Origin of the sequence: Catenulispora pinisilvae, assembly GCF_015356865.1 — a bacterium.
GTDB classification, from domain to species: Bacteria; Actinomycetota; Actinomycetes; order Streptomycetales; family Catenulisporaceae; genus Catenulispora; species Catenulispora pinisilvae.
On the sequence record NZ_JAAFZA010000072.1, the window covers coordinates 1 to 21,285 of the forward strand.

Consider the following 21,285-nt stretch of genomic DNA (forward strand, 5'->3'; position numbering starts at 1 on the left):
CCGCTCAGCATCCTGCCGTGCCCCGGCCCGCTCACCCCGTGCTTGCTCACCCCGTGCTTGCTCACCCCGCGCCGGCTTCCCGCCGCGCCGCAGCCAGCCCGCACCCGCCGATCCGCCCGAATCCGCCGCTCGCGCCGACTGCCCGGTGCGCGGGTCGCCGCCCCCGGGCCGTGCATCAGCCACCGGCCGCGGCTCCCGCGCCCCACCGGCGTCGCGCGCCGAGGGCCCCGCCGCCAACTCGCGCCGCGAAGCGCTCCGCCCGCTCGGCAGCGCGTGGCCGACCGGTACCGGGCCGCGTGCCTGCGTCTGGCCCAGCGCCCTGTCGCGGCCGCGCAGGTACCCCGCGACGAACTTCTCCAGTCCCATCTCGGCCAGCGGGGTGCGTTGCTGCGGGTCGTACGCCGCCAACCCGGTGTCGTCCTCCACCGCGTGCGCGAAGCGGAACGCCATCGTCGCGGCCATGCGCGCCACCGGGCCGTCGTACCAGTACGGCAGCGCGATGACGCCGTCCTCGCCGAAGAAGGTGAACCTGAGCCTGGTCACCGGGTGCAGCAGTTCGCGCTGGCCGCGGCCGCGGTACTCCTGGATCTGGCCGAGGATCTCCGCGGCGTGCAGGACGAGGTCGGGCCACGGCTCCAGGCGCGCGGCCACTATCCTCGGGTCCTCCTCGCGGGCCGCCGTGCGCGCGGCGGCCAGGGCCTGGGACCAGGTCTGGCCCAGGATGTGCGGGAGGAACACCACCTCGTGGCTCATGTGGCAACTTTAGTGGTGTCCACCCCTTGATCGATCTCAGGACGCGAACAACCGCGTATCAGCAGATGAGGCGGGTACCCGCCGACACCGCCTCTCAGCTCGCGTACACGTCCACGACCGCCAGCGCCTCGTCCAGTGCCGCCAGCCCCTTGCGCGCGTCTTCCTCGGAGATGTTGCACGGCGGCACCACGTGCAGCCGGTTGAAGTTGATGAACGGCCACACGCCGCGGGCCTTCATCGCCGCCGCGAGCTCGTTCATCGGCGCCGCGTCCGCGCCGGCCGCGTTGTACGGCACCAGCATCTCCCGCGTCTCCTTCGAGCGGACCAGGTCCAGCGCCCAGAACGCGCCGACCCCGCGCACCTCGCCGACGCTCGGGTGCCGCTCGGCCATCGCGCGCAGCTCCGGGCCGAAGACCTCCTCGCCGAGCCACGCCGCGTGCTCGATGGTCTTCTCCTCCTTCATCGCGTTGATGGTCGCGACGATCGAGGCGCACGCCAGCGGATGCCCGGAGTACGTCAGGCCGCCCGGGTACACGCGGTCCTTGAAGGTCTCGCGGATCTTCTCGGAGATGATGACGCCGCCGACCGGGACGTAGCCGGAGTTGGAGCCCTTGGCGAAGGTGATCAGGTCCGGGGTGACGCCCCAGTGGTCGATCGCGAGCCAGGCGCCCGAGCGCGCGAAGCCGGCCATCACTTCGTCGGCGATGTAGAGGATGCCGTACTTGTCGCACAGCGCGCGCACACCCGCCAGGTAACCCGCCGGCGGCATCAGGACCCCGGCGGTGCCGACGATGGTCTCCATGATGACCGCGGCGATGGTCGCCGGGCCCTCGTACTGGATTGTCTCCTCAAGGTGCTTGAGCGCGCGCTCGCACTCCTCGGCCTCGGTCGTGGCGTGGAAGTGGGAGCGGTACAGGTGCGGGCCGAAGAAGTGCACGGCGCCGCCGGTGGACTGGCCCACGGCGTCGTTGGCCCAGCGGCGCGGGTCGCCGGTGAGGGAGATGGCCGTCGAGGTGGAGCCGTGGTAGCTGCGGTAGGTGGAGAGCACCTTGGAGCGGCCGGTGTGCAGGCGGGCCAGCCGGACCGCGTTCTCCACGGCCTCGGCGCCGCCGTTGGTGAAGAAGACGTAGTTCAGGTCGCCCGGGGCCAGCTCGGCGATCATCCGGGCGGCCTGGCCGCGCACGTCGTTGGCGAACGACGGCGCGATCGTGCACAGCTTGCCGGCCTGCTCCTGGATCGCCGCGACCACCTTGGGGTGCTGGTGGCCGATGTTGGTGTTCACCAGCTGGGAGGAGAAGTCCAGGTAGCGGTTGCCGTCGTAGTCCCAGAAATAGGAACCTTCGGCGCCGGCGATCGGGACCGGACTGATGGCCCCCTGCGCGGACCAGCTGTGGAACACGTGGGCGCGGTCGTCGGCGAAAACCTGGGCGCCGGCCGCCTTGAGGTCGTCAGTCATACCTCAGAACGTACCGTTGCGGCCTCCCGATCGGGAGGCCGCAACGTGTCAAGGGATCGCCACTATGCCCTTACAGGAACGAGCGCAGCCCTTAAACGGACGCAGCCCTTAAGAAACGAGCACAGCCCTCACAGGAACGAGCGCACCTGGATCGTGGCGTTGCGCTCCGGCCCGACGCCGATCGCCGAGATCGGCGCGCCGGACATGTCCTCCAGCGCCTTGACGTAGGACTGGGCGTTCTTCGGCAGGTCCTCGAAGGTCTTGCAGCCCGAGATGTCCTCGGTCCAGCCCGGCAGTTCCTCGTAGACCGGCGTCGCGTGGTGGAAGTCGGTCTGCGTCATCGGGATCTCGTCGTGCCGCACGCCGTCCACGTCGTAGGCGACGCAGACCGGGATCCGCTCGAAGCCGGTCAGCACGTCCAGCTTGGTGAGGAAGAAGTCGGTCAGGCCGTTCACCCGGGAGGCGTAACGGGCCACCGGCGCGTCGTACCAGCCGCAGCGCCGGTCCCGGCCGGTGGTGACGCCGTACTCGTGGCCGATGCGGCGCAGCGCCTCGCCGTTCTCGTCGAACAGCTCGGTCGGGAACGGCCCGGCCCCGACGCGCGTGGCGTACGCCTTCAGGATGCCGATGGTGCGGGTGATGCGGGTGGGGCCGATGCCGGCGCCGGTGCACGCCCCGCCGGTGGTCGGGTTCGAGGAGGTGACGAACGGATAGGTGCCGTGGTCCACGTCCAGCAGCGTGCCCTGGCCGCCCTCCAGCAGCACCACCTTGCCGTCGTCCAGGGCCTTGTTCACGACCAGCGAGGTGTCGGCGACCATCGGCCGCAGCCGCTCGGCGTACCCCAGGTACTCCTCGACCACCGCCTCGGCACTCAGCGCGCGCCGGTTGTACACCTTCACCAGCATCTGGTTCCGGTCGCGCAGCGCGCCCTCGACCTTCTGCCGCAGGATCGAGGGGTCGAACAGGTCCTGGACCCGCACCCCGATCCGGTTGATCTTGTCCGCGTAGGTCGGCCCGATACCCCGGCCGGTGGTCCCGATCTTGTTCTTGCCCAAGAACCGCTCGGTGACCTTGTCCATGGTCCGGTGGTAAGGAGTGATCAGATGCGCGTTCGCCGAGATCAGCAGCCGGGAGGTGTCCACCCCGCGCTGGTCCAGGCCGTCGAGCTCGGCGAACAGCACCGCGGGGTCGATCACCACGCCGTTGCCGATCACCGGCACACAGCCGGGCGAGAGAATGCCGGAGGGCAGCAGGTGCAGCGCGTACTTCTGGTCGCCGATGACGACAGTGTGGCCGGCGTTGTTGCCGCCCTGATAACGGACGACGTAGTCGACCGAGCCGCCGAGCAGGTCCGTGGCCTTACCCTTGCCTTCGTCGCCCCACTGGGCGCCGACGAGCACGAGAGCGGGCATGGAAGTGCCTTTCCAACGCTTAGACGCCTACTAGCTGCCAGTAGGTCCCTCTAGGGCGACGCGTCTTTGTGTAAAACGACGGAAGCCCCTGGTCGCAAGCGGCGACAGGGGCTCTTGCGGCAAGAGTTTACCGCGTCGTGACCGGGAATGGCCATTCCGGTTGGCCTGTTGTTAGCCGTTCGTGCCGGTCACGGACGTGATGGAGACCACGGTGGCGCCGGCGGGGACGTAGGTGCCGACAAAGGCGTGGCCGTTCGAGACGACGGGGGTGATGTGCTTGACGGTGCCGTCCTTATAGGTGACGTCGACGCGGGTGACCCCGCCGGCGGCCTCGCCGATGACGACGCCATCCTTCGGGCCGGGCTTGCCGATGTTGTTCATGTAGGCCTTCGGCGCCGCCCCAGAGGCCGCGCACACGGTCGTCGGGACCGAGCCGATTCGATACAAGAAGCACCGGCCGATCTTTCCCAAGGTCACCTCGATCGACCAGGCGACGCCGCCGGTCGTGCCCTTGGCGACTTCCACGTCCGGCACCGGGTACATCAGCGTGCCATCCGGCCGGTACCAGGTGGCGAGGGTCTCGGGATCCGCAATGTCCTTCCCCCAGTCCGGAGTTTGGCCGATCTCTGTACCGTCCTTGCGATAGGCGACGATCTTCGAAATCGGGGTCGAAGGCGGGGCCGGGAACCAGGCGGTGCGGTGAGTGCTGTCAACATCGATGCCGGGCACCGTGACCTGCTCCCCCGTACCGAGCGTCACCACCGCGTAGGCGGTCTCTGGGCCGTACTCCAGCGCGTAGAAGTAGTAATCGCTTCCTGGGCCCTTCACGTCGTCCACAGACAAGTCCACCGGTGTGGTGACAGGAGGTACGCCGGTCATCATGGCCATGCAATCGCCATTGGGCAATGACTGTCCGAAGCCGCAGCTAGGGAGTAGCTTCAGCGACCACTTCTTGCCGTCGAACATGCCGGAGAACTGGAACCCATCGGACCCGCTCACCACCGGCTGGTTCACCACGATCCTGGGGCCCGACGCCGCCGACACCGCCCGGCCGCTCCCCCCGGCCAGCGCCACCGGCACCGCGATGGTCAGCGCCGCCGCCGTCGCCACCAGCCCGCTGCCGACCACGCGGCGCCGCCGGCGGATCGCCTTGCCCTGCCTCAGCACGGCATCGACCGGGATCGCGCCGGTCTGGAAGCGGCCCAGGTCGGTGAACAACTGGTCCTCTTCGGGGTCTGCGAGCCGTTCTGACTCTTCTAGCTTTTCGAGCTCGTCAGGCTCGTCGGGCAGGCTGATCAGCTCGTCCTCGCTCACAGTGTCAAACTCCTGTCCTGAAGCTGTGCGCTGGCCCGCAGCTTCGCGAGCGCGCGCGAGGCCTGGCTCTTCACGGTGCCGACCGAGCAGCCGAGCACCGTGGCGGCCTGGGTCTCCGTCAGGCCGTCCCAGTAGCGGAGCACCACGACCGCGCGTTGCTTGGGCGGCAGTTCCATCAGGGCCGACATCAGTGCCTCGCGTTCGTCGAAGGCGCCGGTGTCGTCCGCAATGGTCAGGCCCTGGAGGACGTCCACCGGCACGTCGCCGGTGCGCTCCTCGACCCGGCGCTTGCGGAAGCGGCGGTGGTTGGCGTTGATCAGGATCCTGCGGACGTAGGCGTCCGGGTCCTCCGCGCGCCGGACCCGGGACCAGGAGGCGTACGCCTTCGCCAGCGCGGTCTGGGCCAGGTCCTCGGCGTGGCCGCGGTCGCCGGTCAGCCCGTAGGCGAACCGGACCAGGCCGCCCCAGCGACTGACCATGTACTCGCGGAACTCCACGTCGTAACCGTCGGTGTCGTCACCCCGCACCCGGACCCCCCGCTTCGTGCTTCATGCCGCTGAAGAGGACCGGTCGGGCCCGGATCGTTGCATGGGAAAGCAGGGTAATTTGTCGGCCGCGGTGCCGGCACGCACAGTGCACCGGCTCAGTCCGAAAGCTGATCCAGGAACGCCGTGCACCGCACCGCCTCGACCCCGGCCTCCGTGCACGCCGCGATGGCCTCGCGCAGCCGCTCGAGCGCCGCGTCCCGGCTCCCGTACCGGTCCAGCAGCCAGGCCACCATCTGCTCGGAGAAGTCGTAGTCCATCGCGCTGTGCGGAAGCAGGGCCCGGAAGCCGACGGCGGCGCGCTCGGCGTACGGCATCGCCTTGTCGGCGAGGTCGGCGTTGAGGTGCAGCCGGGCCAGCTGGTCGTCGGTCTCGGCCAGTTCGTAGGCGATCACCTGGGCGTCGCGCTCGTACCCGCCGGATGCCTCGGCCGCCTCCAGCACCTGCGCCGCCTCCGCGAACAACAGCAGCACCTGGTCCAGGACGTCCTCGCGCTCGCTGTCGTGCGCGGTCTCCTCCGACTCGCCGAACGTCACCCAGGCCAGTGCCCTGAGGGTCTTGGCCAGGTTGATCGGGTCCGGCAGCACGCGCAGCAGGATCACGGCCCGGTCGAACGCCCGGCGCGCCTCGTCCGGCAGTCCGGCGGCCCGCAGCGCGTGCCCGGCGGACGCGGCGAGCATCGCGTGCCCGCCCTGCTGCGGGAAGTGCTCGGCGATCGCCGCGGCCAGCAGGTACTGCTCGGCGGCGCCCCGGTAGTCCTCCAGGCGGCCGAGGCAGCGGGCCAACGCCCAGCGCGCGTTGACCACGGTCGGGTCGTCGAGGTACCGGACCATCTCCGGCAGCGCGGATTCCAGGATCGCCGCGGCGTCCGCGTCCTGGCCGAGCTGTTCGTAGGCGAACGCGAGGCTGTGCCGGGCGCTGGCGGCCAGGTCCGGGACGCCGTGCTGATCAGCCCACGCCACGGCGTGCAACGCGTGCTCGGCACTGACGTCGTAGCGGCCCTGCCCGCCGGTGGCGTTGGCCAGCACCTGGCGGGTGTAGCCGGCCGGGAAGCGCTGCTCGGGCCAGCGGTCGGCGATGTCCAAGGCGGCCACCCCAGCCCGCTCGGCGTCGGCGTCGCGGTCGGAGGCGAGGTAGGCCTGGGCGAGGAGCATGTTCGGGTGCAGATTCGCCCACGGACGCTCGGCACGGTCGTACAAAGCTATGGCCGCCAACAGCTCCGGCACCGACTCCTCCGGCCGGCCCTGGCGCTGGGCGATCTCGGCGCGCATGGTGTGCGCGGCCGCCGCGCGGGCCGGGACGTCGAACTCGATCGCGTCGGCCAGCAGGGCCTCGACGCTGGCCGCGAAGGCTTCGAAGGCTGATTCGCGGTCGCGGTCCATGTCGGTATCGGTGTCGGTGTCGGTGTCGCGGTCGGTGTCGGTGTCGGTGTCGCGGTCGGTGTCGGTGTCGGTGTCGGTGTCGCGGTCGGTGTCGCGGTCGGTGTCGCTGGCGCGGTCGGTGTCGCTGGCGCGATGGTCATCACCGCGTACGCGGCGGCCACCATCGTGGTCGTCATCGAGGTCGCCACTACCGTCAGCCTCGAGATCGACAGCCGGATAGGTCTCGGTCGTCCGGCGCGCTTCAAAAGCCTGCGCCCGCCGAACAGTCAGGATGTCCTCCGGCTCGGCCAGCCCCCGCGCGTGCAAGACCCGAGCAGTCGCGTAGAGCTCGGCCAGCGCCGACTCCGGAATCGGTTGGTACGTCCGCTGAGTCAACGCCTCGGCCAACAGCTTCCGAGCCCGCACCGCGACGGCGCGCCCCTCCCACCCCCCGGCCTCGTAACGCTCGACCGCCTCACCGAGCAGCGTGACGGCACGTTCCAGATCCTCGCGTTCGAGCGCGTCGGCGGCCCGCTCCTCGGCGAGTTGGGCCCGCGCCTCCGGATCCAGCTCGATGCCGCGCCGCTCGGCGGCCATCGCGACCCGCTCCCACATCTTCATCGCGCCGGGGTGGGCCACGTTGAACAGCCGGCGGGCCTCGGCGAGCAGTTCGTCGAAGTCGGCGTCGGCGTCCGGGTCGGGCGGCTCGGTGACCGGCCCGCGCTGCGTCGGCAGCACGAGGTGCGGCATCAGCTGCGGCGGGACGGTCGGACGCGGCAGTGGCACGGTCAGCGTCAGCTTCTCGATCAGCGGCGTCTGCGCCAGCGTGGCGGCCACCCGCGAGCTCACCGCGTCGTTGCCGTTGCGGGCGTCGAAGCGGGCCGTGAGGCCGTCGAGCTCCGACCGCACGCGGGCCGACAGCTCCGCGAGCGGCCAGTCCCGCCCCTTCGGCCCGGCCACCGTCTTGTCCGAGGTCGAGGTCGAGGTCGAGACGTGGCCGCGCAACAGCAACGCGGTGCACGCCAAGAACTCCAGGTAGTCCAGCGGCTCGAAAGGCGGATCGAACAGCCGCCGATTCTCCGCGAGGATCTCCAGACCCCGCACCCCGTTGCCAGTCAGCGCACAGAACTCGATGTGCCATCCGAAGGCGGCGCGCAGCTCGACGTGACCTTGAAGCAGGCGGTATCCCCGCAGGTGATTGGAGCGCGCTTCGTCGAAGCGTCCCAACCGCAGCAGGGGCTTGAGCGAGGCGGCCAACGTGCTCGCGGGCTCGTCCAGACACGCGATCTCGTTCTCGACGGTCGGCCGCCACAGCCGCAGCGCGGCGACGTCGTCGCCGCGCTGCGCACGCCAGACCCCCTGCGCCAGGTGCTCACAGGCCCGGCAGTCGCTCATCGCGTCGCGCTCGGCCGCCAGCCAGCGCCCGAAGTGCTTCTCGGCCTGGGCGACGTCGCCCAGATGCTGCGCTATCCGGAAGCGCTGGTCGTGGACGGCGCGCAGGCCGTAGCCGGCCAGGCGGTAGCGGCGTTCCATCTCGTCGACGAAACCGTGGACCGTCGCCAGCGGGACCTCCGGGACCGAGAGCAGGTCGGAGGTCATCCACTTGAAGACCCAGTGCGTCTCGTACTCCAGGCGGCTGGCGTCGCGCAGGGTCTTGCCGTGGCGATCCCACAAGCGCAGAAGCCGGGAGAACAACACCGGCGAGCGGAAGCTCTCGCCGCCGCGCTCGTAGGCCTCGATCACCGTGTGCAGCGCGCAGATCTGGGTCTCGGGATCGGCCAGCTTGTCGGCGGCGGCCAGCAGCGCCTCGGCGCGTACCGAACGGGCCCGGCCGGCCGGCTCGTTCTCGTTCGCTTCGAGGGCGGCGCGCAATCCCTCCGGGGTCCAGGCCTGGCGCTGGAACGCCGCCTCGCTCGTGCTGGCCATCGCCGGACTCAGCCTTCTTCTTCAGCCTGGCTTGCCGGCCGCTGCCCCACCGCGTGCGCCAGCAGGCCCAGGAAGGCCCGGTTGAGCAGGGCCGACTCGCCGGAGCGGATCGGGCGCTTGGACAGCAGGAGCGCCTGACCGTAGACGGCCTCGATGCCGGTGGCGGCCAGTTCGGCGTCCTCCAGCTCGATCAGGCCCTGGATCAAGGGGCTGCGGTGGTTCAGCACCAGCCGGGCCCGCGGTCCGACGCTGCGCAGCGCGCCGAGGATGCCGGCCCACAGGTCGTCGCCGTCGGCGGCGGCCTCGGCTTCGGCGTCGACCCGGGCCCGCTCGTGCCGGGCCTCGCGGCCGTCGAGCAGCAGCGCGGGGATGGTCACCGGATGGTAGGCACGCAGGGCCGCGTCGCAGTCCAGGGTGTCCAAAACCCGGCGGGCGGTGGCCAGCAGCGGGCCGGCGGCCAGTTCCTCGGCCGGGTCGACCGTGTCCAGGTGCGCGGCGATCGTCTCCGGGTCCAGGTCCACGACGGTGACCCCGGGCAGCGCCCGCGGCAGCTTGCGCACCAGGTCGGCGTCGTAGGTGTAGCCGCCGTTCACCACACCCAGGCCGGCGGCCGCGGCGATCTGCGAGACCTGCTGGAACTCCTCGTCCCCGGCCGTCAGGTGGACGACGCGGTGCTGGTCGGCGAAGGCGGTCAGCGGCATGCGGCCGGCCGTGGTCTCGAACGGGAGCCAAGGCAGGGTGAGGGCGAACAGGTCGTCGTCGAAGCGGGCCAGGGCCTTGACGCCGAGGTAGTGCACGGCCAGCAGCCGGTTCAGGCGAGGCGGATCGGTGGCGGCCAGCCCGGCGAGCCAGTCCCGGACCCGGTCGCCGAGCGCTTCGCGCACCGCGGCGAGACGGTCGTCCTCGTACAGGGCCTCGCGAGAGGCGGTCGGGCGCAGCGCGTCGGTGTCGATGACGCAGCGGACGAAGAAGGCCCAGTCCGGCAACAGGCCGCGGGCCTGGTCGGTGAGCAGCATGCCCTTGATGTGGACCCGGTGCCCGCCCTGCTCCGAGGTGGTGGCCGCGGTGGGCAGGATGTAGGCGGCACCCTTGATGCCCAGCAGCGGAATATTCAGCTCGATGATGTCCAACGGCGCGAAGCCGAGGATGTCCTGGCAGTACGCCGCCAGCGCCTCGAAGCGCGTGCCCGGCGAGGGGTACTCGCGATCCCACACCGGCGGAGTCTCGGTGATCCGATAGGTGTAGCCAGCCTCGTCTTCGAGGACTGTTTCATAAGGCAGGAGGCTGCCGAAGTCCCGCGCCAGTTCCACGACGCGCGGCGCCTGGAACCAGAACTCCTTGCCAGGGCTGGGCTTCAGGGTGACGGTGGTGCCGGGCTGGGCGGGCGACTCCTCGGGGGCCAGGATCCTGATGTCGTAATGCCCGTCCGCCGCCCCGCGCCATTCGACGGCCGGCGCCGCGACGTCGACCGCGGACTTCGTCACGACGGAGATCTCGTCGGCGACCACGAAGCAGGCCAGCAACCCGATGCCGAACCGCCCGAGGAAGTCACCGCGACCCCGCTCCAGCAGGCTCTCCGCATCACCGAAGCCGCCGAGCCCGTCCCCGAAGGCGGCGCCGTCGGCGACCCCGGCCGAGCCGGCCACACCGGCCACACCCCGCTTCGAACTACGCCCGATCGTGGCCAGGAACCGGTGCACCTCGTCCTCGGTCAGCCCGATCCCACTGTCCCGCACCTGCACCTGCGCCCCGTCCGCGATGACGTGCACCACAGCGGGCGCCCCGGGATCCACCACCCGCCGCGCAGTGATCGCGTCCACCGCGTTCTGTAGCAGTTCCCGCACGAACACCCGCGGACTGGAGTAAAGATGGTGCGACAGCAGATCGACGATCCCCCGCAGATCCACCTGGAAGGCGTGCACAGACGGAAGACCACGCCCACCGGCATCAGTGGCGGCGGACGCGGACTTGGAGACCAGCGGCTTCTCGGACGACGACACGGGCTCGATGCTACGCACCCGCGGCGACACCCGGCGCCGGAATGGCCGCAACCGCGACGGATTCAGACGATCGCGTCGAACTCCCCGGCCTTCACCCCCGCCACGAAGGCGACCCATTCAGCCTTGGTGAAGGACAGGACGGGGCCAGTGCGGTCCCGGCTGTTGCGGACGAGGATCTCGTCCGCCTTGACGCTTGTGGTCTCGACGCAGGCGCCACCAGTGCCGCCCGACGCACTGGACTTGATCCAACGCGCCTTGTCTTGATCGATATCCATAGACTGCCCTCCCGTATTGACGCGCCGTACCGGGAGTTCTTCCTACCCGTTGGTACAGGTAGCGAATCGCCGCAAGTCTCCCATTACCAAGACTTTGCCGTGGTAACGACACAGGTGGGCGCTCACTCAATGATCGCGAATGTACGCGAACGCCCCTTGCCTTGTGGGCGTGGAGCGTTCGTCGACACCTTCGACCGGGTCGGCTATAGGTGAGGCAAGAACATGGTGCGGTGTCGGCGGTCAGGCCAGGTCGTCAAACTCTCCAGCCTTCGCTCCATCAAGAAACGCGGCGATCTCCGCACGCGTAAAGGTCAACACTGCACCCTTCGGGTTCTTCGAGTCCCTGAGAAGCACCGCCCCGCGTCCCCCCGGCGCCAGCTCAACACAAGAGCCGTTTGCCGAACTGGCAGCGGCCTTGCGCCATTGCAGGCCGTCGGTGTCGATCATGACATGGCTACCTTTCTCCGTTCCGACGGCCCGGATGGCCGTGCGGAAGACCAGTGTTCGTAGTTGCCGCGAGCCAGCCTCATCAAGAACTTACGGGTATCCGTCGGGGACAGCGCCGTCTCGGACATCTTCGCGAACTTCGCCCCGATCGTCGCGATCTCCCCGTGTCCGCGGACAAAGAGCTCCATGAACATGCCTTCGAGATAGCAGGTGCTGCTGGTCCTCGGCCCCTCGTCGAGATTCAGCAGGTTGATGGTCGCTCCCTCCATCCCCTGATAGAAACCAGCCTCATAGGGGATGATCTGTAGCGTCACGTGGGGAAGCATCGTCGCGCGAATCAAGCGATCGATCTGTTCTTCGCGGATCGCGCGGGTCTCTGGATTGACACCCGCGGGACGCCACAGGACGTTCTCGTCAATGATGAAGTGAGCCTGAAGTAGGTCTTCATCGCTGCCCCACAGCCGCCGCTGCCGGTCCGAACGGATCTGGATCCGCTGCGCCACGTCCTCTTCCGCGAGATCCCCGCCGCCGTTCTGCGCGATGACCGCGCGTGAATACCGCGATGTCTGGAGCAGCCCCGGGACGAACGTGGCCTCATAGGTTCGGAGAGTTCGCGCCTGGGACTCGAGCGCGACATAGGTCGAATAGCGGGCGGCGATCGTCGTGACCGTGGCCTGATCAGCCGCCGCCGCCTCACGACTGAGCGTCATCAGCTGGTCCCGCCGCTGCGCCGGCACCCCGTAGAACTTGCACAGGTCGCGCACGTCCCGGGCAACGGCCCCGCGCTGACCGTTCTCCATCCGGCTTATCTTCGCGTCCGAGCACTCCAGACACCTGGCAGCGTCAGCGATGCTCTTTCCGGCCGCGAGTCGGAGCGTGCGCAACTCGCTGCCGAGCTCCCACCGCAGAACATTGATCCCGGTCACCGGCTGGTTCCGCTGGTTGGCTCGCACGTCGGCCTCCTTGCCGTCGGGCATGTTCCGTATGCAAGTTCTGTGGGCACATTCATGAGGCAACCACCGTGTGGTAGATGCCTGTTGCAGGTTCACTCAGAAAGTTCACCTGGCAATTGACAGCTCTGTCGAACGAGGAGCATCGTACAACTAAGACAGGGGTACGCGACAGGGCTCTGCTAAGAAGCCACCCGCCTGGAGCAATGAGAAAGCCGAGTCGACGTAGTGCGGCGCCGACCCGGCGAGAGAGGCCCCCAGCCGATATCACTCGAAGAGAACGGGAGGAACCTCGTGGAGATTTCTACCCCCACGCCCCGTGACCAATCACCGTCCGCCGGCCTGGAGGAATGCCCGCGGTGTGTGCGGGGCCGGATCGGGAAGGCCCGGTTGACCTGCACCTTGTGCTTCGGTGCTGCGATGGTGCAGCCCTGGGTCGCCGACCAGGAGCGGACCCAGCAGGCCAGTTGGGCGGCTTACCTGGCCGGCCGGAGGGACGCGGTGCCCGACGGCGCCGATCCGGGACTGGGCCAGTGTGCCCGGTGCTGGCCGTCCCGGTGCCCGCAGTGCCCGTGGATGCCGCCGGCGGACTCCGCTGACGGCGAGCTCGGGCTCGCGGCCTGAAGCGGTGGGAGGTGAGGACCCCTTTGGAAGTACTGATCATCTTCGGTGGCGTTTTCTCGGCGTACCTCATAGGACGCCTTCTCCAGTACCTCTCCGACGCCAAGCGCGTACTCGGCAGAGGCATCGACCGTGACCGGAAGCGGTAGGAACCGCATCCCGGCTATCCGCATCTAGGACAACTGAACAGCTGGACAGCAAGACCGCTACACAGCAAGGCCGCAAGACGGCAAGACCGCTACACAGCAGAACCGCTGGACGGCAAAAACGGCGCGCCTCCCGAACAGATCGGGGGCGCGCCGCGTGGCGTCTACGGCGAGCAGCCGGGCTCAGCCGGGCTCAGCCGGCCGCCTGGATCTTCGCAGTGTTCTGCACCACGTTCACCTGGATGTTGTGCGTCGAGTTCGGATCCTCGTGCACCGGCCCGGTCTGATCCTGCGTGATGTCCCCGCTCGCCCCGGTGCAGTGCCCCGAGGGGACACACGAGATCCGGTACCCGCCGGCCGGCACGGTCAACGTCACCTCGGCCGGCTGCCCGGCCGTGACCCGGATGTTCTGGATGTTGGCGATGTCCCCGGCCACCCCCAGGTCTATCTTGTCCCCGATCGGTGCGAACACCTCCAGGTTGGCCGCGCTCACATCCGTGGCCTCGACCTGCCCGTTGGCCGTCACGCTCACGTCGGAGGTGGTGGCCAGGTGGTTCATCGTGACGTTGCCCCGCCCGGTGAACAGCCGCACCGCCGCGGACAGTCCGGTGGCGCTGATGTCCGCCTGGTCGCTGGAGTGGTCCATGATCGCGTCCACCGACATGGAGCGCGGGACCTGGATGTCGTACTTGGAGGAGCACTCGTTGTTCGGGCAGTGCACGCTCACGATCAGCCAGCCGCCGCTGCTGATGATCTGCCGCTCCACCGGCTCCAGCAGCGTGCCCTTGTCCACCGCCTTGATGGTCACCTGCTCGGAGTCCGTGCCGGTGATGTCGATCGAGCCGTTGCCGTCCACCGCGACCAGCAGCTGCTGCACATTCGAGTACGCATACGTGTGCCGGCTGGTCCGCGGGTAGTGGTTGATCAGCACGTCGCCGATCGCCGCCAGCCCGGCCAGCACCAGGACGGTGAACGCCAGCGTGCGGGTGAACCGCCACACCCGGCCGCCCCGCTGCCGCCACCGCGAGGGCGGATCCGGCGGCAGCACCGGCCGGCTGCGCGTCGGCAGCGGCGTGGTCGGCTCGTTCTCCGAGCCGGAGCGGCTGACCCCGCCGGTGTCGAAGTCGTAGTCGTCGTCGGCGGGGCCGGGCGGCGCCGAAGCCGGATATCGGGAGCCCTCATCACGCGTCCGGGACAGGTCGTCCAGGTAGTCGTCCCCTGGCTCGTCGAAAGACACTGAAAGCCCCACCTCCGCGGTATCCCATACCCTGCGGAGGCGAGGCTAGCAGCGTCGAACTGTTGATCGTCTACAGGTCGCGGTTCTTTGTCACGCCTTTACCGGCTGATCATCGCCGGCCTCGACGGCTCAGGCGTTCGCCGGGGCCGGCGCGGGCTTGACCGAAGTCAGCAGCAGCTGCGCGACGTCCACGACCTCCATCGACTCCGGCACCTCGCCGGCCTGCTTGCGAGCGGTGATCGAGTCGCCGAGCATCACCAGGCAGTACGGGCAGGCCGTGGAGATCACGTCGGGGTTGGTGGACAGTGCCTCGTCCACGCGCTCGACGTTGATCCGCTTGCCGAGGCGCTCCTCCATCCACATCCGCGCGCCGCCGGCGCCGCAGCAGAAGCCCTTCTCCTTGCAGCGGTGCATCTCGGTGTTCTTCAGGCCGGGCACCTTGGCGATGATCTCGCGCGGCGGGGTGTAGACCTTGTTGTGGCGGCCCAGGTAGCAGGGGTCGTGGTAGGTGATGTTCTGGTCGATCGGGGTGACCGGGGTCAGTTTGCCCTCGGAGACCAGGGTGTCCAGCAGCTGGGTGTGGTGGATGACGTCGTACTCGCCGCCGAGCTGCGGGTACTCGTTGGCGAGTGAGTTGAAGCAGTGCGGGCAGGTCGCCACGATCTTGCGCTTCTCCCGCGGGGTGTCCTCGCCGAACACCTCGTTGAGCATCTCCACGTTGCCCTGGCCGAGCATCTGGAACAGGAACTCGTTGCCCAGGCGGCGGGCCGGGTCGCCGGTGCAGGACTCCGCGCCGCCCAGGACCGCGAACTTCACGCCGGCGATGTGCAGCAGCTCGGCGAACGCCTTCGTGGTCTTCTTCGCGCGGTCCTCCAGCGAGCCGGCGCAGCCGACCCAGTAGAGGTATTCGACCTCGGAGATGTCCTCCAGCGTCTCGCCGAAGACCGGCACCTCGAAGTCCAGCTCGGCGATCCACTCGGTGCGCTTCTTGGGCTGCATGCCCCAGGGGTTCTGCGCCTTCTCCAGGTTCTTCAGCATCGTGCCCGCCTCGGACGGGAACGAGGACTCGATCATCACCTGATACCGGCGCATGTCGACGATGTGGTCGACGTGCTCGATGTCCACCGGGCACTGCTCGACACAGGCGCCGCAGGTGGTGCAGGACCACAGGATGTCCGGGTCGATGACGCCGTTCTCTTCGGCGGTGCCGATGAGCGGCCGCTCGGCCTCGGCCCGGACCATGTCCGGCAGCGAGAGCCACTTCTCCTCGGCCAGCTTCTCGTTGCCTTCGAGGTCCTTGCCGCCGCCGGCGAACAGGTACGGCGCCTTGGCGGCCGCGTGGTCGCGCAGGCCCAGCATGAGCAGCTTCGGCGACAGCGGCTTGTCGGTGTTCCAAGCCGGGCACTGGTCCTGGCAGCGGCCGCACTCGGTGCAGGTCGAGAAGTCCAGCAGGCCCTTCCAGGTGAAGTCCTCGACCGCACCGACGCCGAACCTGGCGTCCTCCGCCGGGTCCTCGAAGTCGATCGGCACGCCGCCGGAGACCATCGGGCTCAGCGCGCCCAGCGCGGTGCCGCCGTCGTCCTTCTTCTTGAACCAGATGTTGGGGAAGGCCAGGAACCGGTGCCAGGCCACGCTCATCGTGGAGTTCAGGCCGATGGTGATGGCCCAGATCATCGAGATGACGATCTTGATCATCGCGACCGCGTAGATGCCGTTCTCCAGCGAACCGCGCGACATGCCGTCGAAGGCGTGGATCAGCGGGTAGCTGACCGGGTAGTGCGCGCTGTAGGAGAGGTGGTGGCCCAGCGCGCCCTCGAAGCCGCGCAGCAGCATGATGCACACACCGATGAGCAGGATGACCCACTCGACGAAGTAGCCCTGCCACATCGTGGAGCCGAAGAAGCGCGAGCGCTTGCCCTTCTCCTTCGAGCCGGCGCCCGCCGGGCGGTTGCGCAGCCGGACGCCGATCAGCCCGATGATCGCCAGGATCATCACGAAGCTGACCACTTCGGTGACGAACTCGAACGGCCACCAGCGGCCGATCAGCGGGATCGCGAAGTCCGCCGAGAACAGCTGGCCGTAGGCGGTCACCAGGGTGAAGAACAGCAGGCCGAATCCGACCATGACCACCCAGTGCATCGCGCCGATCCAGCGCTTGCCCTTGCGGGCCAGCCGGGTGTGGATCGCGAACTCCCGGAAGAGGGTCTTAGTGCGTTCCAGCGGCTGGCCGGTGCGCGCGCCCGGCGCGGTCGACTGCCCGAGCTTCACGAACTGGTAGATGTAAACGGCGGTCCGGCCCAGCAGACCGAAGCCGATGACTGAGATCACCAGCGAGACGACGATGGCTGCGAGCTGCATAGCCTCGGTCTCCTCCTACACGTGCGTATCGACGGACACATCCCGATCACCGTCCGTACGGAGGGTACGGTAGTCGAGGCCCCAGATTATCCTACTGACGAGTAACTTCTGGCGCGCCACAAGTGATGTTGGCAGTCGCGCAGGGAGGAGGGAAGGCTGTGACGGCTCCTGATGCTGTGACTCCTACTACATCGCCTATAGCGCGGCCGACCTCCTCGCTCCCACCTGCGGACGAGCTGCTGGCGCTGTTGGACGGCCGACGGCTGTCGCCGGCACAGCGCCGGATAGCGCATTACCTTCTGGAGAACCTTCCAGAGGTCGCCTTCCTGTCCAGCATGGAGCTCGCGGAGCGGGTCGGGGTGAGCCAGCCCTCGGTGACCAGGTTCGCCGCCGCATTGGGCTTCTCGGGTTACCCGGAGCTGCGGGCCGCGCTGCGGCCGATAGCCCTCCGGGCCCCCGAGCAGGGGTTCCGCGGAGAGCAGCTGGCGGGGAACGAGCTGCACTCCGCGCTGGCCAGCGACCAGGCGAACCTGGAGGCGTTGCACAAGTACGCCGCCGATCCGGCCCGGTTGGCCCGACTCGGCAGTGACCTCGCCGGTTCGGAGCCGCTGTCGGTCATCGGCCTGCGGATGTCCGCACCGATCGCGTCGTACTTCGCTTATGGAGCCGCCCGCATCCACCCGGATGTACGGGCCATCGACACTCCGGGATCCCCGGCCCATGAGGCGCTGCTCCAGGCGAAGGCGGCTGGCGGTACGTGGCTCGTCGCCTTCGTACTACCGCGCTATTCGGCGGAGTCTGTAGTCGTTCTACAGAACGCCAGAGAACTCGGGCTAAAGACAGCTGTAGTGACCGACGTGCCGCTGGTGCCATTCGCCCATTTGGCGGATGTGCTGCTGCCGGTCGGCGTCGGATCGCGGTCCGTCTTCGACTCGCACGCGGCGCCGATGGCGTTCGCCGCCCTGCTGCTCCAGGCGCTGGCCGACGCCGCCCCGGAGCGGACGCAGGAACGCCTGGAGGCGTACGAGGCGCTGGCGGAGACCCGCGGGTTCTACGTCAAGTAAGCGACGTAGCCAAACAAAACCACCCATCGTGCGAGCGCTCGCGCGATCAGTTGGTCAAGAACTCTTGACCGACGGTCAAGACTCCTTGACCATAGGACCGTGACCGCTTCCGAAGATCCCGACAGCATCCACATCCAGAGCGACGAACAACTGCGCGCCGTCGCCAGCCATACCCGGCACCGCATCCTGCGCGTGCTCCGGGACGGCCCGGCGACCATCACGCAGCTCGCCGAGCGGCTCGGCATCGCCAAGGGCAGCTCCAACCACCACGTGAAGGTACTGGCGAAGGCCGGGCTGGTCGCGGTCGTCCAGACGCGCAAGGTCGGCGGCGTCACCGAGCAGTACTACGCGATGACCGGACGGCGGATCGAACTGCCGGATCCCGGGCCCGGACAGCCGGAGACGCTGATGCGGCACGCGCTGGCCGATATCGAGGCCGCGCCACCGAGCGACCAGAAGCGGATGTTCCTGAAGCACGCCCGGCTCAGCCCGGCGGCTTGGGAGGAGTTCAACAACCGGATCACGGCGCTGGTCGAGGAACTGCACGAGGCCTCGGACCCCTCGCAGCCGGCGGCCGACCTGTTTCTCGCTTTCTACCGACCGAAGGACCTCTGATGGCCTCGAAGCTCCCCGCACAGTTCCACCGGATATGGACCGCCTCGGCGGTCTCGTCGATCGGCGACGGCATCTACTTCGCGGCGCTGCCGCTGCTCGCCCTGACCATGACGCACAACACGGTGCTGCTCGGCACCCTGGAAGCCTGCGCGATGCTGCCCTGGCTGTGTTTCGGGATGCTCGGCGGCGCACTGGTGGACCGCTTGGACCGGCGGCGCACCATGGTGGCCGCGGACCTGTGCCGGTTCTTGTTGCTGGCCCTGGTGACGGCGCTCGTGACGGCCGGCGCCGCGGACCTCTACCTGCTCTTCGCGGCCGCCTTCCTGCTGGGGATCGGGCAGGTGTTCTTCGACACGGCCTCGACCGCCCTGCTGCCGGAATTGCTGGACCGCGACCTGGACACCTTGCAGCGGGCGAACGCCCGGTTGCAGGGCACGCAGCAGGCGTTCGGCGGCTTCGTCGGGCCGCCGACCGGGTCGCTGCTGTTCGGGCTGGGGCGGGCGGTGCCGATCTTCGGGGACGCGCTGTCGTTCCTTGTCAGTTCCCTGACGATCTGGACGCTGCCCAAGTCGGCGCCGAAACCAGCCCAGCCGCGCGGCTCGCTGCTGCGCGAGGCGCGGGAGGGCGCGGCGTACCTGTTCGGCAACCGGCTGCTGGTGGGGCTGGCCCTGCGGCCCGCCTTGGGGAACTTCGCCTTCATGGGCGCCAACGCGGTGCTGGTGCTGTTCGTGAAGCAGACCCTGCACCTGGGCACCTCCGCCTACGGCATCTACCTGACGGCCGGCGCGGTCGGGGCGCTGGGCGGGTCGTTCGTGGCGGCGTGGCTGGCGGCCCGGCTCGGCACCGGCGGGACGCTGACGCTGACCGCCATGGTGGAGGGCGTGGCGCTGTTGGGGATCGGGCTGTCACCCAACGCGTGGATCGCCGGCATCGGCGAGATCGCCCTCGGCATGGGCATCGGCACCACGATGGGCGTGGGTCCGGCGGTGCGGCAGGCGATCGTGCCGGACCACCTGATGGGCCGGGTCGCCGCGACCGCACGGTTGATCGCGTTGTGCGCCGGGCCGGCGGGCGCCGTGTTCGGCGGGTGGCTGGCGCACGTCGCCGGGCTGCGCGCGCCGTTCATCCTGGGGGCCGGGATCCTGATGTCGATGACGGTGGTCGCGGCTCGGCTGACGAGCAACAAGCGGATCGAGGCCGCGCTGGCCGAGGCGGCGGAACGGCGGGAGCGGGAGGCCGCGGACGCTCTGGCGGCCAGCGGCCAGGCGGCCGACGCTCCGGCAGCCAGCGGCCAGGCGGCCGACGTGCTCGCAATGGCCTGACATCGCTCAGGCCACTGCGACCGGCCGGCGCTGCTCGGGCCGGGGCTGCTCGGTCAGCACTGCACATCAGATCTCAGACGTCGTACCAGCGCGCGGTCTGCCGCGCGATCCCGGCGCACGCCGCGGCCAGCGGTATCTCGAACACCACCGCCAGCAGCAGTGCCTGGGCCAAATCCCCGCCGCTGCTGGACAGCATCACGTCGAACCAGGCGTCCATGCCGAACAGCGTCGCGGCCACGGTGGCGGCGGTGCGGGCCCGGTGGTCGTGCCGCATCAGCAGGATGCCGAGGGTGGCCAGGGCCAGCGCCTCCATGGTGTCCAGCCCGATCCACACGGTCGACCAGTGACTGACCACCGCCCGGCCGTGCAGGGTGCTGGCCAGGAACACCATCCAGCCGACCAGCACGATCGCCGAGCCGACGAAGGTGATCGCCATCTTGTGCCGGGCCGCCTGGGACGCCATCAGGGTCCTGGCCCACACCGAAAATCTCAGCCGCATGAGTCCATGATCGGGTGACCTGGGTACACCCTGCCATGACGGTCGCCCCCGAGCCCTGGTGGTGCCAGCCCTACCCCGCATCGGGCGAGCAACCCACTCCCATGGTCACACGTCGTAACAGGCAGCACGGCACCAGTCACAGCACCAGTCACGACACCAGTCACAGCCGAATCACTGTCGAACGGGGAATTCGATGATGGAGACACCACGGTCGCGCACGACCGCGATCGCCGCCGGCTGCGCGATCGCGCTGAGCGCACTGCTCGGCGCGTGCGCGAGCGCGGCCTCTGCCGGGTCGCCAACCGCCAAGAGCCCGACCGTCGGCACCACGAGCACTATCGCCACAAGCGCTAGCACCACGAGCACGAGCGCCACCGGCCCGAACACCGGCTCGACAGCGACCAGCGCCTCCGGCTCCGCCGCCTCATCGCCGAGCGCCACACGCGCGCCGGTATCCACCCCGACCGCGGCGAGTCCGCCGAACAGCGCGCCCGCCCCCATCACCGCCGAGTTCCTGCGGCAGAGCAGCCTTCCCGACTGGCCGGTCTACCAATGGACGGCACCGCAGCTCTGGGAACTCAACGTCGAGCACCCGCTGCCGACCGTCTGCGACAACGCGTTGGGGACGCAGCTGACCCACGGAGTCTGGGAAGGCGTCTACCACTCAGCGAACAGCCAGACCATGGCGACCGAGGACATCTACGCCTTCGACTCGGCAAGCAACGCGGCGAAGCAGATGACGCTGTCCACCCCGAAGTGCGACCGCGTCACGGTGCAGACGGCGACCAGTTTCGCCTGGCTGGCCCCCGAAGCGCAGGGCAGCGTCACCCACACCCTGTTCGTCCTCCAAGGCACCAAGATCGCGGCGCTCACACTCCGCATGAGCAGCGACCACGACTACAACCCCGCACTCGACGCCTCGCTCCTGGCGGCGATGGCGCAGCGCCTCTCCGGCAGCTGAAACAGCACCGGCGAGAGCGCGAA

At 69.1% G+C, this 21,285-nt stretch carries 17 protein-coding genes and 1 pseudogene; 5 read left to right on the forward strand and 13 right to left on the reverse strand.

Going from position 1 to position 21,285, the window contains the following annotated elements:
- The 10 genes and pseudogenes from IZR01_RS20740 to IZR01_RS20785 form a co-directional block, all read right to left on the reverse strand.
- A pseudogene (locus IZR01_RS20740) lies at positions 1-753 on the reverse strand (hypothetical protein); the annotation flags it as partial.
- Between the two features lie 94 nt (positions 754-847).
- Complete coding sequence (locus IZR01_RS20745; protein ID WP_194924791.1) at positions 848-2,209, reverse strand: aspartate aminotransferase family protein; 1,362 nt, start codon at positions 2,207-2,209, stop codon at positions 848-850.
- A 128-nt stretch (positions 2,210-2,337) separates the two neighbouring features.
- A complete protein-coding gene (locus IZR01_RS20750; RefSeq protein WP_194893941.1) occupies positions 2,338-3,621 on the reverse strand; it encodes an adenylosuccinate synthase in 1,284 nt (427 codons plus the stop codon).
- A 171-nt stretch (positions 3,622-3,792) separates the two neighbouring features.
- Positions 3,793-4,935, reverse strand: a complete 1,143-nt coding sequence (locus IZR01_RS20755) for a hypothetical protein (protein WP_194924792.1) — start codon at positions 4,933-4,935, stop codon at positions 3,793-3,795.
- Entirely contained in the window at positions 4,932-5,414 is a 483-nt protein-coding gene (locus IZR01_RS20760; RefSeq protein WP_228559918.1) for a SigE family RNA polymerase sigma factor, read from the reverse strand. Before IZR01_RS20760 ends, IZR01_RS20755 begins: the two co-directional genes overlap by 4 nt.
- 164 nt (positions 5,415-5,578) lie before the next feature.
- Positions 5,579-8,767: a hypothetical protein gene (locus IZR01_RS20765; protein WP_194924794.1), complete on the reverse strand. Its 3,189-nt coding sequence runs from the start codon at positions 8,765-8,767 to the stop codon at positions 5,579-5,581.
- Between the two features lie 8 nt (positions 8,768-8,775).
- Positions 8,776-10,746, reverse strand: a complete 1,971-nt coding sequence (locus tag IZR01_RS20770; protein WP_194924811.1) for an HSP90 family protein — start codon at positions 10,744-10,746, stop codon at positions 8,776-8,778.
- Positions 10,747-10,829: 83 nt separating this feature from the next.
- Complete coding sequence (locus IZR01_RS20775; RefSeq protein WP_194924795.1) at positions 10,830-11,042, reverse strand: DUF397 domain-containing protein; 213 nt, start codon at positions 11,040-11,042, stop codon at positions 10,830-10,832.
- Between the two features lie 240 nt (positions 11,043-11,282).
- Positions 11,283-11,489, reverse strand: coding sequence for a DUF397 domain-containing protein (locus IZR01_RS20780; RefSeq protein WP_194924796.1), 207 nt, complete (start codon positions 11,487-11,489; stop codon positions 11,283-11,285).
- The gene (locus IZR01_RS20785) at positions 11,486-12,466 is read right to left on the reverse strand and encodes a helix-turn-helix domain-containing protein (protein WP_194924797.1); all 981 of its coding nucleotides are present in this window, start codon (positions 12,464-12,466) and stop codon (positions 11,486-11,488) included. The genes IZR01_RS20780 and IZR01_RS20785 overlap by 4 nt, the downstream gene beginning before the upstream one ends.
- A gap of 393 nt (positions 12,467-12,859) precedes the next feature.
- On the opposite strand from IZR01_RS20785, the gene IZR01_RS20790 reads away from it, so the two are divergent.
- Entirely contained in the window at positions 12,860-13,063 is a 204-nt protein-coding gene (locus IZR01_RS20790) for a hypothetical protein (protein WP_194893948.1), read from the forward strand.
- Positions 13,064-13,399: 336 nt separating this feature from the next.
- Here IZR01_RS20790 and IZR01_RS20795 read toward each other — a convergent pair whose 3' ends face one another.
- Positions 13,400-14,443 carry a hypothetical protein gene (locus IZR01_RS20795; protein ID WP_194924798.1) on the reverse strand — a complete coding sequence of 348 codons (1,044 nt, stop codon included), beginning with the start codon at positions 14,441-14,443 and terminating at the stop codon, positions 13,400-13,402.
- Between the two features lie 129 nt (positions 14,444-14,572).
- Positions 14,573-16,801, reverse strand: a complete 2,229-nt coding sequence (locus tag IZR01_RS20800; RefSeq protein WP_194924799.1) for a (Fe-S)-binding protein — start codon at positions 16,799-16,801, stop codon at positions 14,573-14,575.
- A gap of 125 nt (positions 16,802-16,926) precedes the next feature.
- On the opposite strand from IZR01_RS20800, the gene IZR01_RS20805 reads away from it, so the two are divergent.
- The 3 genes from IZR01_RS20805 to IZR01_RS20815 all read left to right on the forward strand — a co-directional run bounded on the left by IZR01_RS20805 (position 16,927) and on the right by IZR01_RS20815 (position 19,802).
- Positions 16,927-17,865 (forward strand): MurR/RpiR family transcriptional regulator, encoded by a 939-nt coding sequence (locus IZR01_RS20805; protein ID WP_228554490.1) that lies wholly within the window; start codon positions 16,927-16,929, stop codon positions 17,863-17,865.
- A gap of 99 nt (positions 17,866-17,964) precedes the next feature.
- On the forward strand, positions 17,965-18,480 hold the full coding sequence (locus tag IZR01_RS20810; RefSeq protein ID WP_194893952.1) for an ArsR/SmtB family transcription factor: 516 nt from the start codon (positions 17,965-17,967) through the stop codon (positions 18,478-18,480).
- Positions 18,480-19,802: an MFS transporter gene (locus IZR01_RS20815; protein WP_194924800.1), complete on the forward strand. Its 1,323-nt coding sequence runs from the start codon at positions 18,480-18,482 to the stop codon at positions 19,800-19,802. Before IZR01_RS20810 ends, IZR01_RS20815 begins: the two co-directional genes overlap by 1 nt.
- Positions 19,803-19,875: 73 nt before the next feature.
- On the opposite strand, the gene IZR01_RS20820 is transcribed toward IZR01_RS20815, so the two are convergent.
- Positions 19,876-20,301: a hypothetical protein gene (locus tag IZR01_RS20820; RefSeq protein ID WP_194924801.1), complete on the reverse strand. Its 426-nt coding sequence runs from the start codon at positions 20,299-20,301 to the stop codon at positions 19,876-19,878.
- A 193-nt stretch (positions 20,302-20,494) separates the two neighbouring features.
- Between IZR01_RS20820 and IZR01_RS20825 the strand changes: the two genes are divergently transcribed.
- On the forward strand, positions 20,495-21,262 hold the full coding sequence (locus tag IZR01_RS20825) for a hypothetical protein (RefSeq protein WP_194893955.1): 768 nt from the start codon (positions 20,495-20,497) through the stop codon (positions 21,260-21,262).
- The last annotated feature ends 23 nt before the right edge of the window (positions 21,263-21,285 follow it).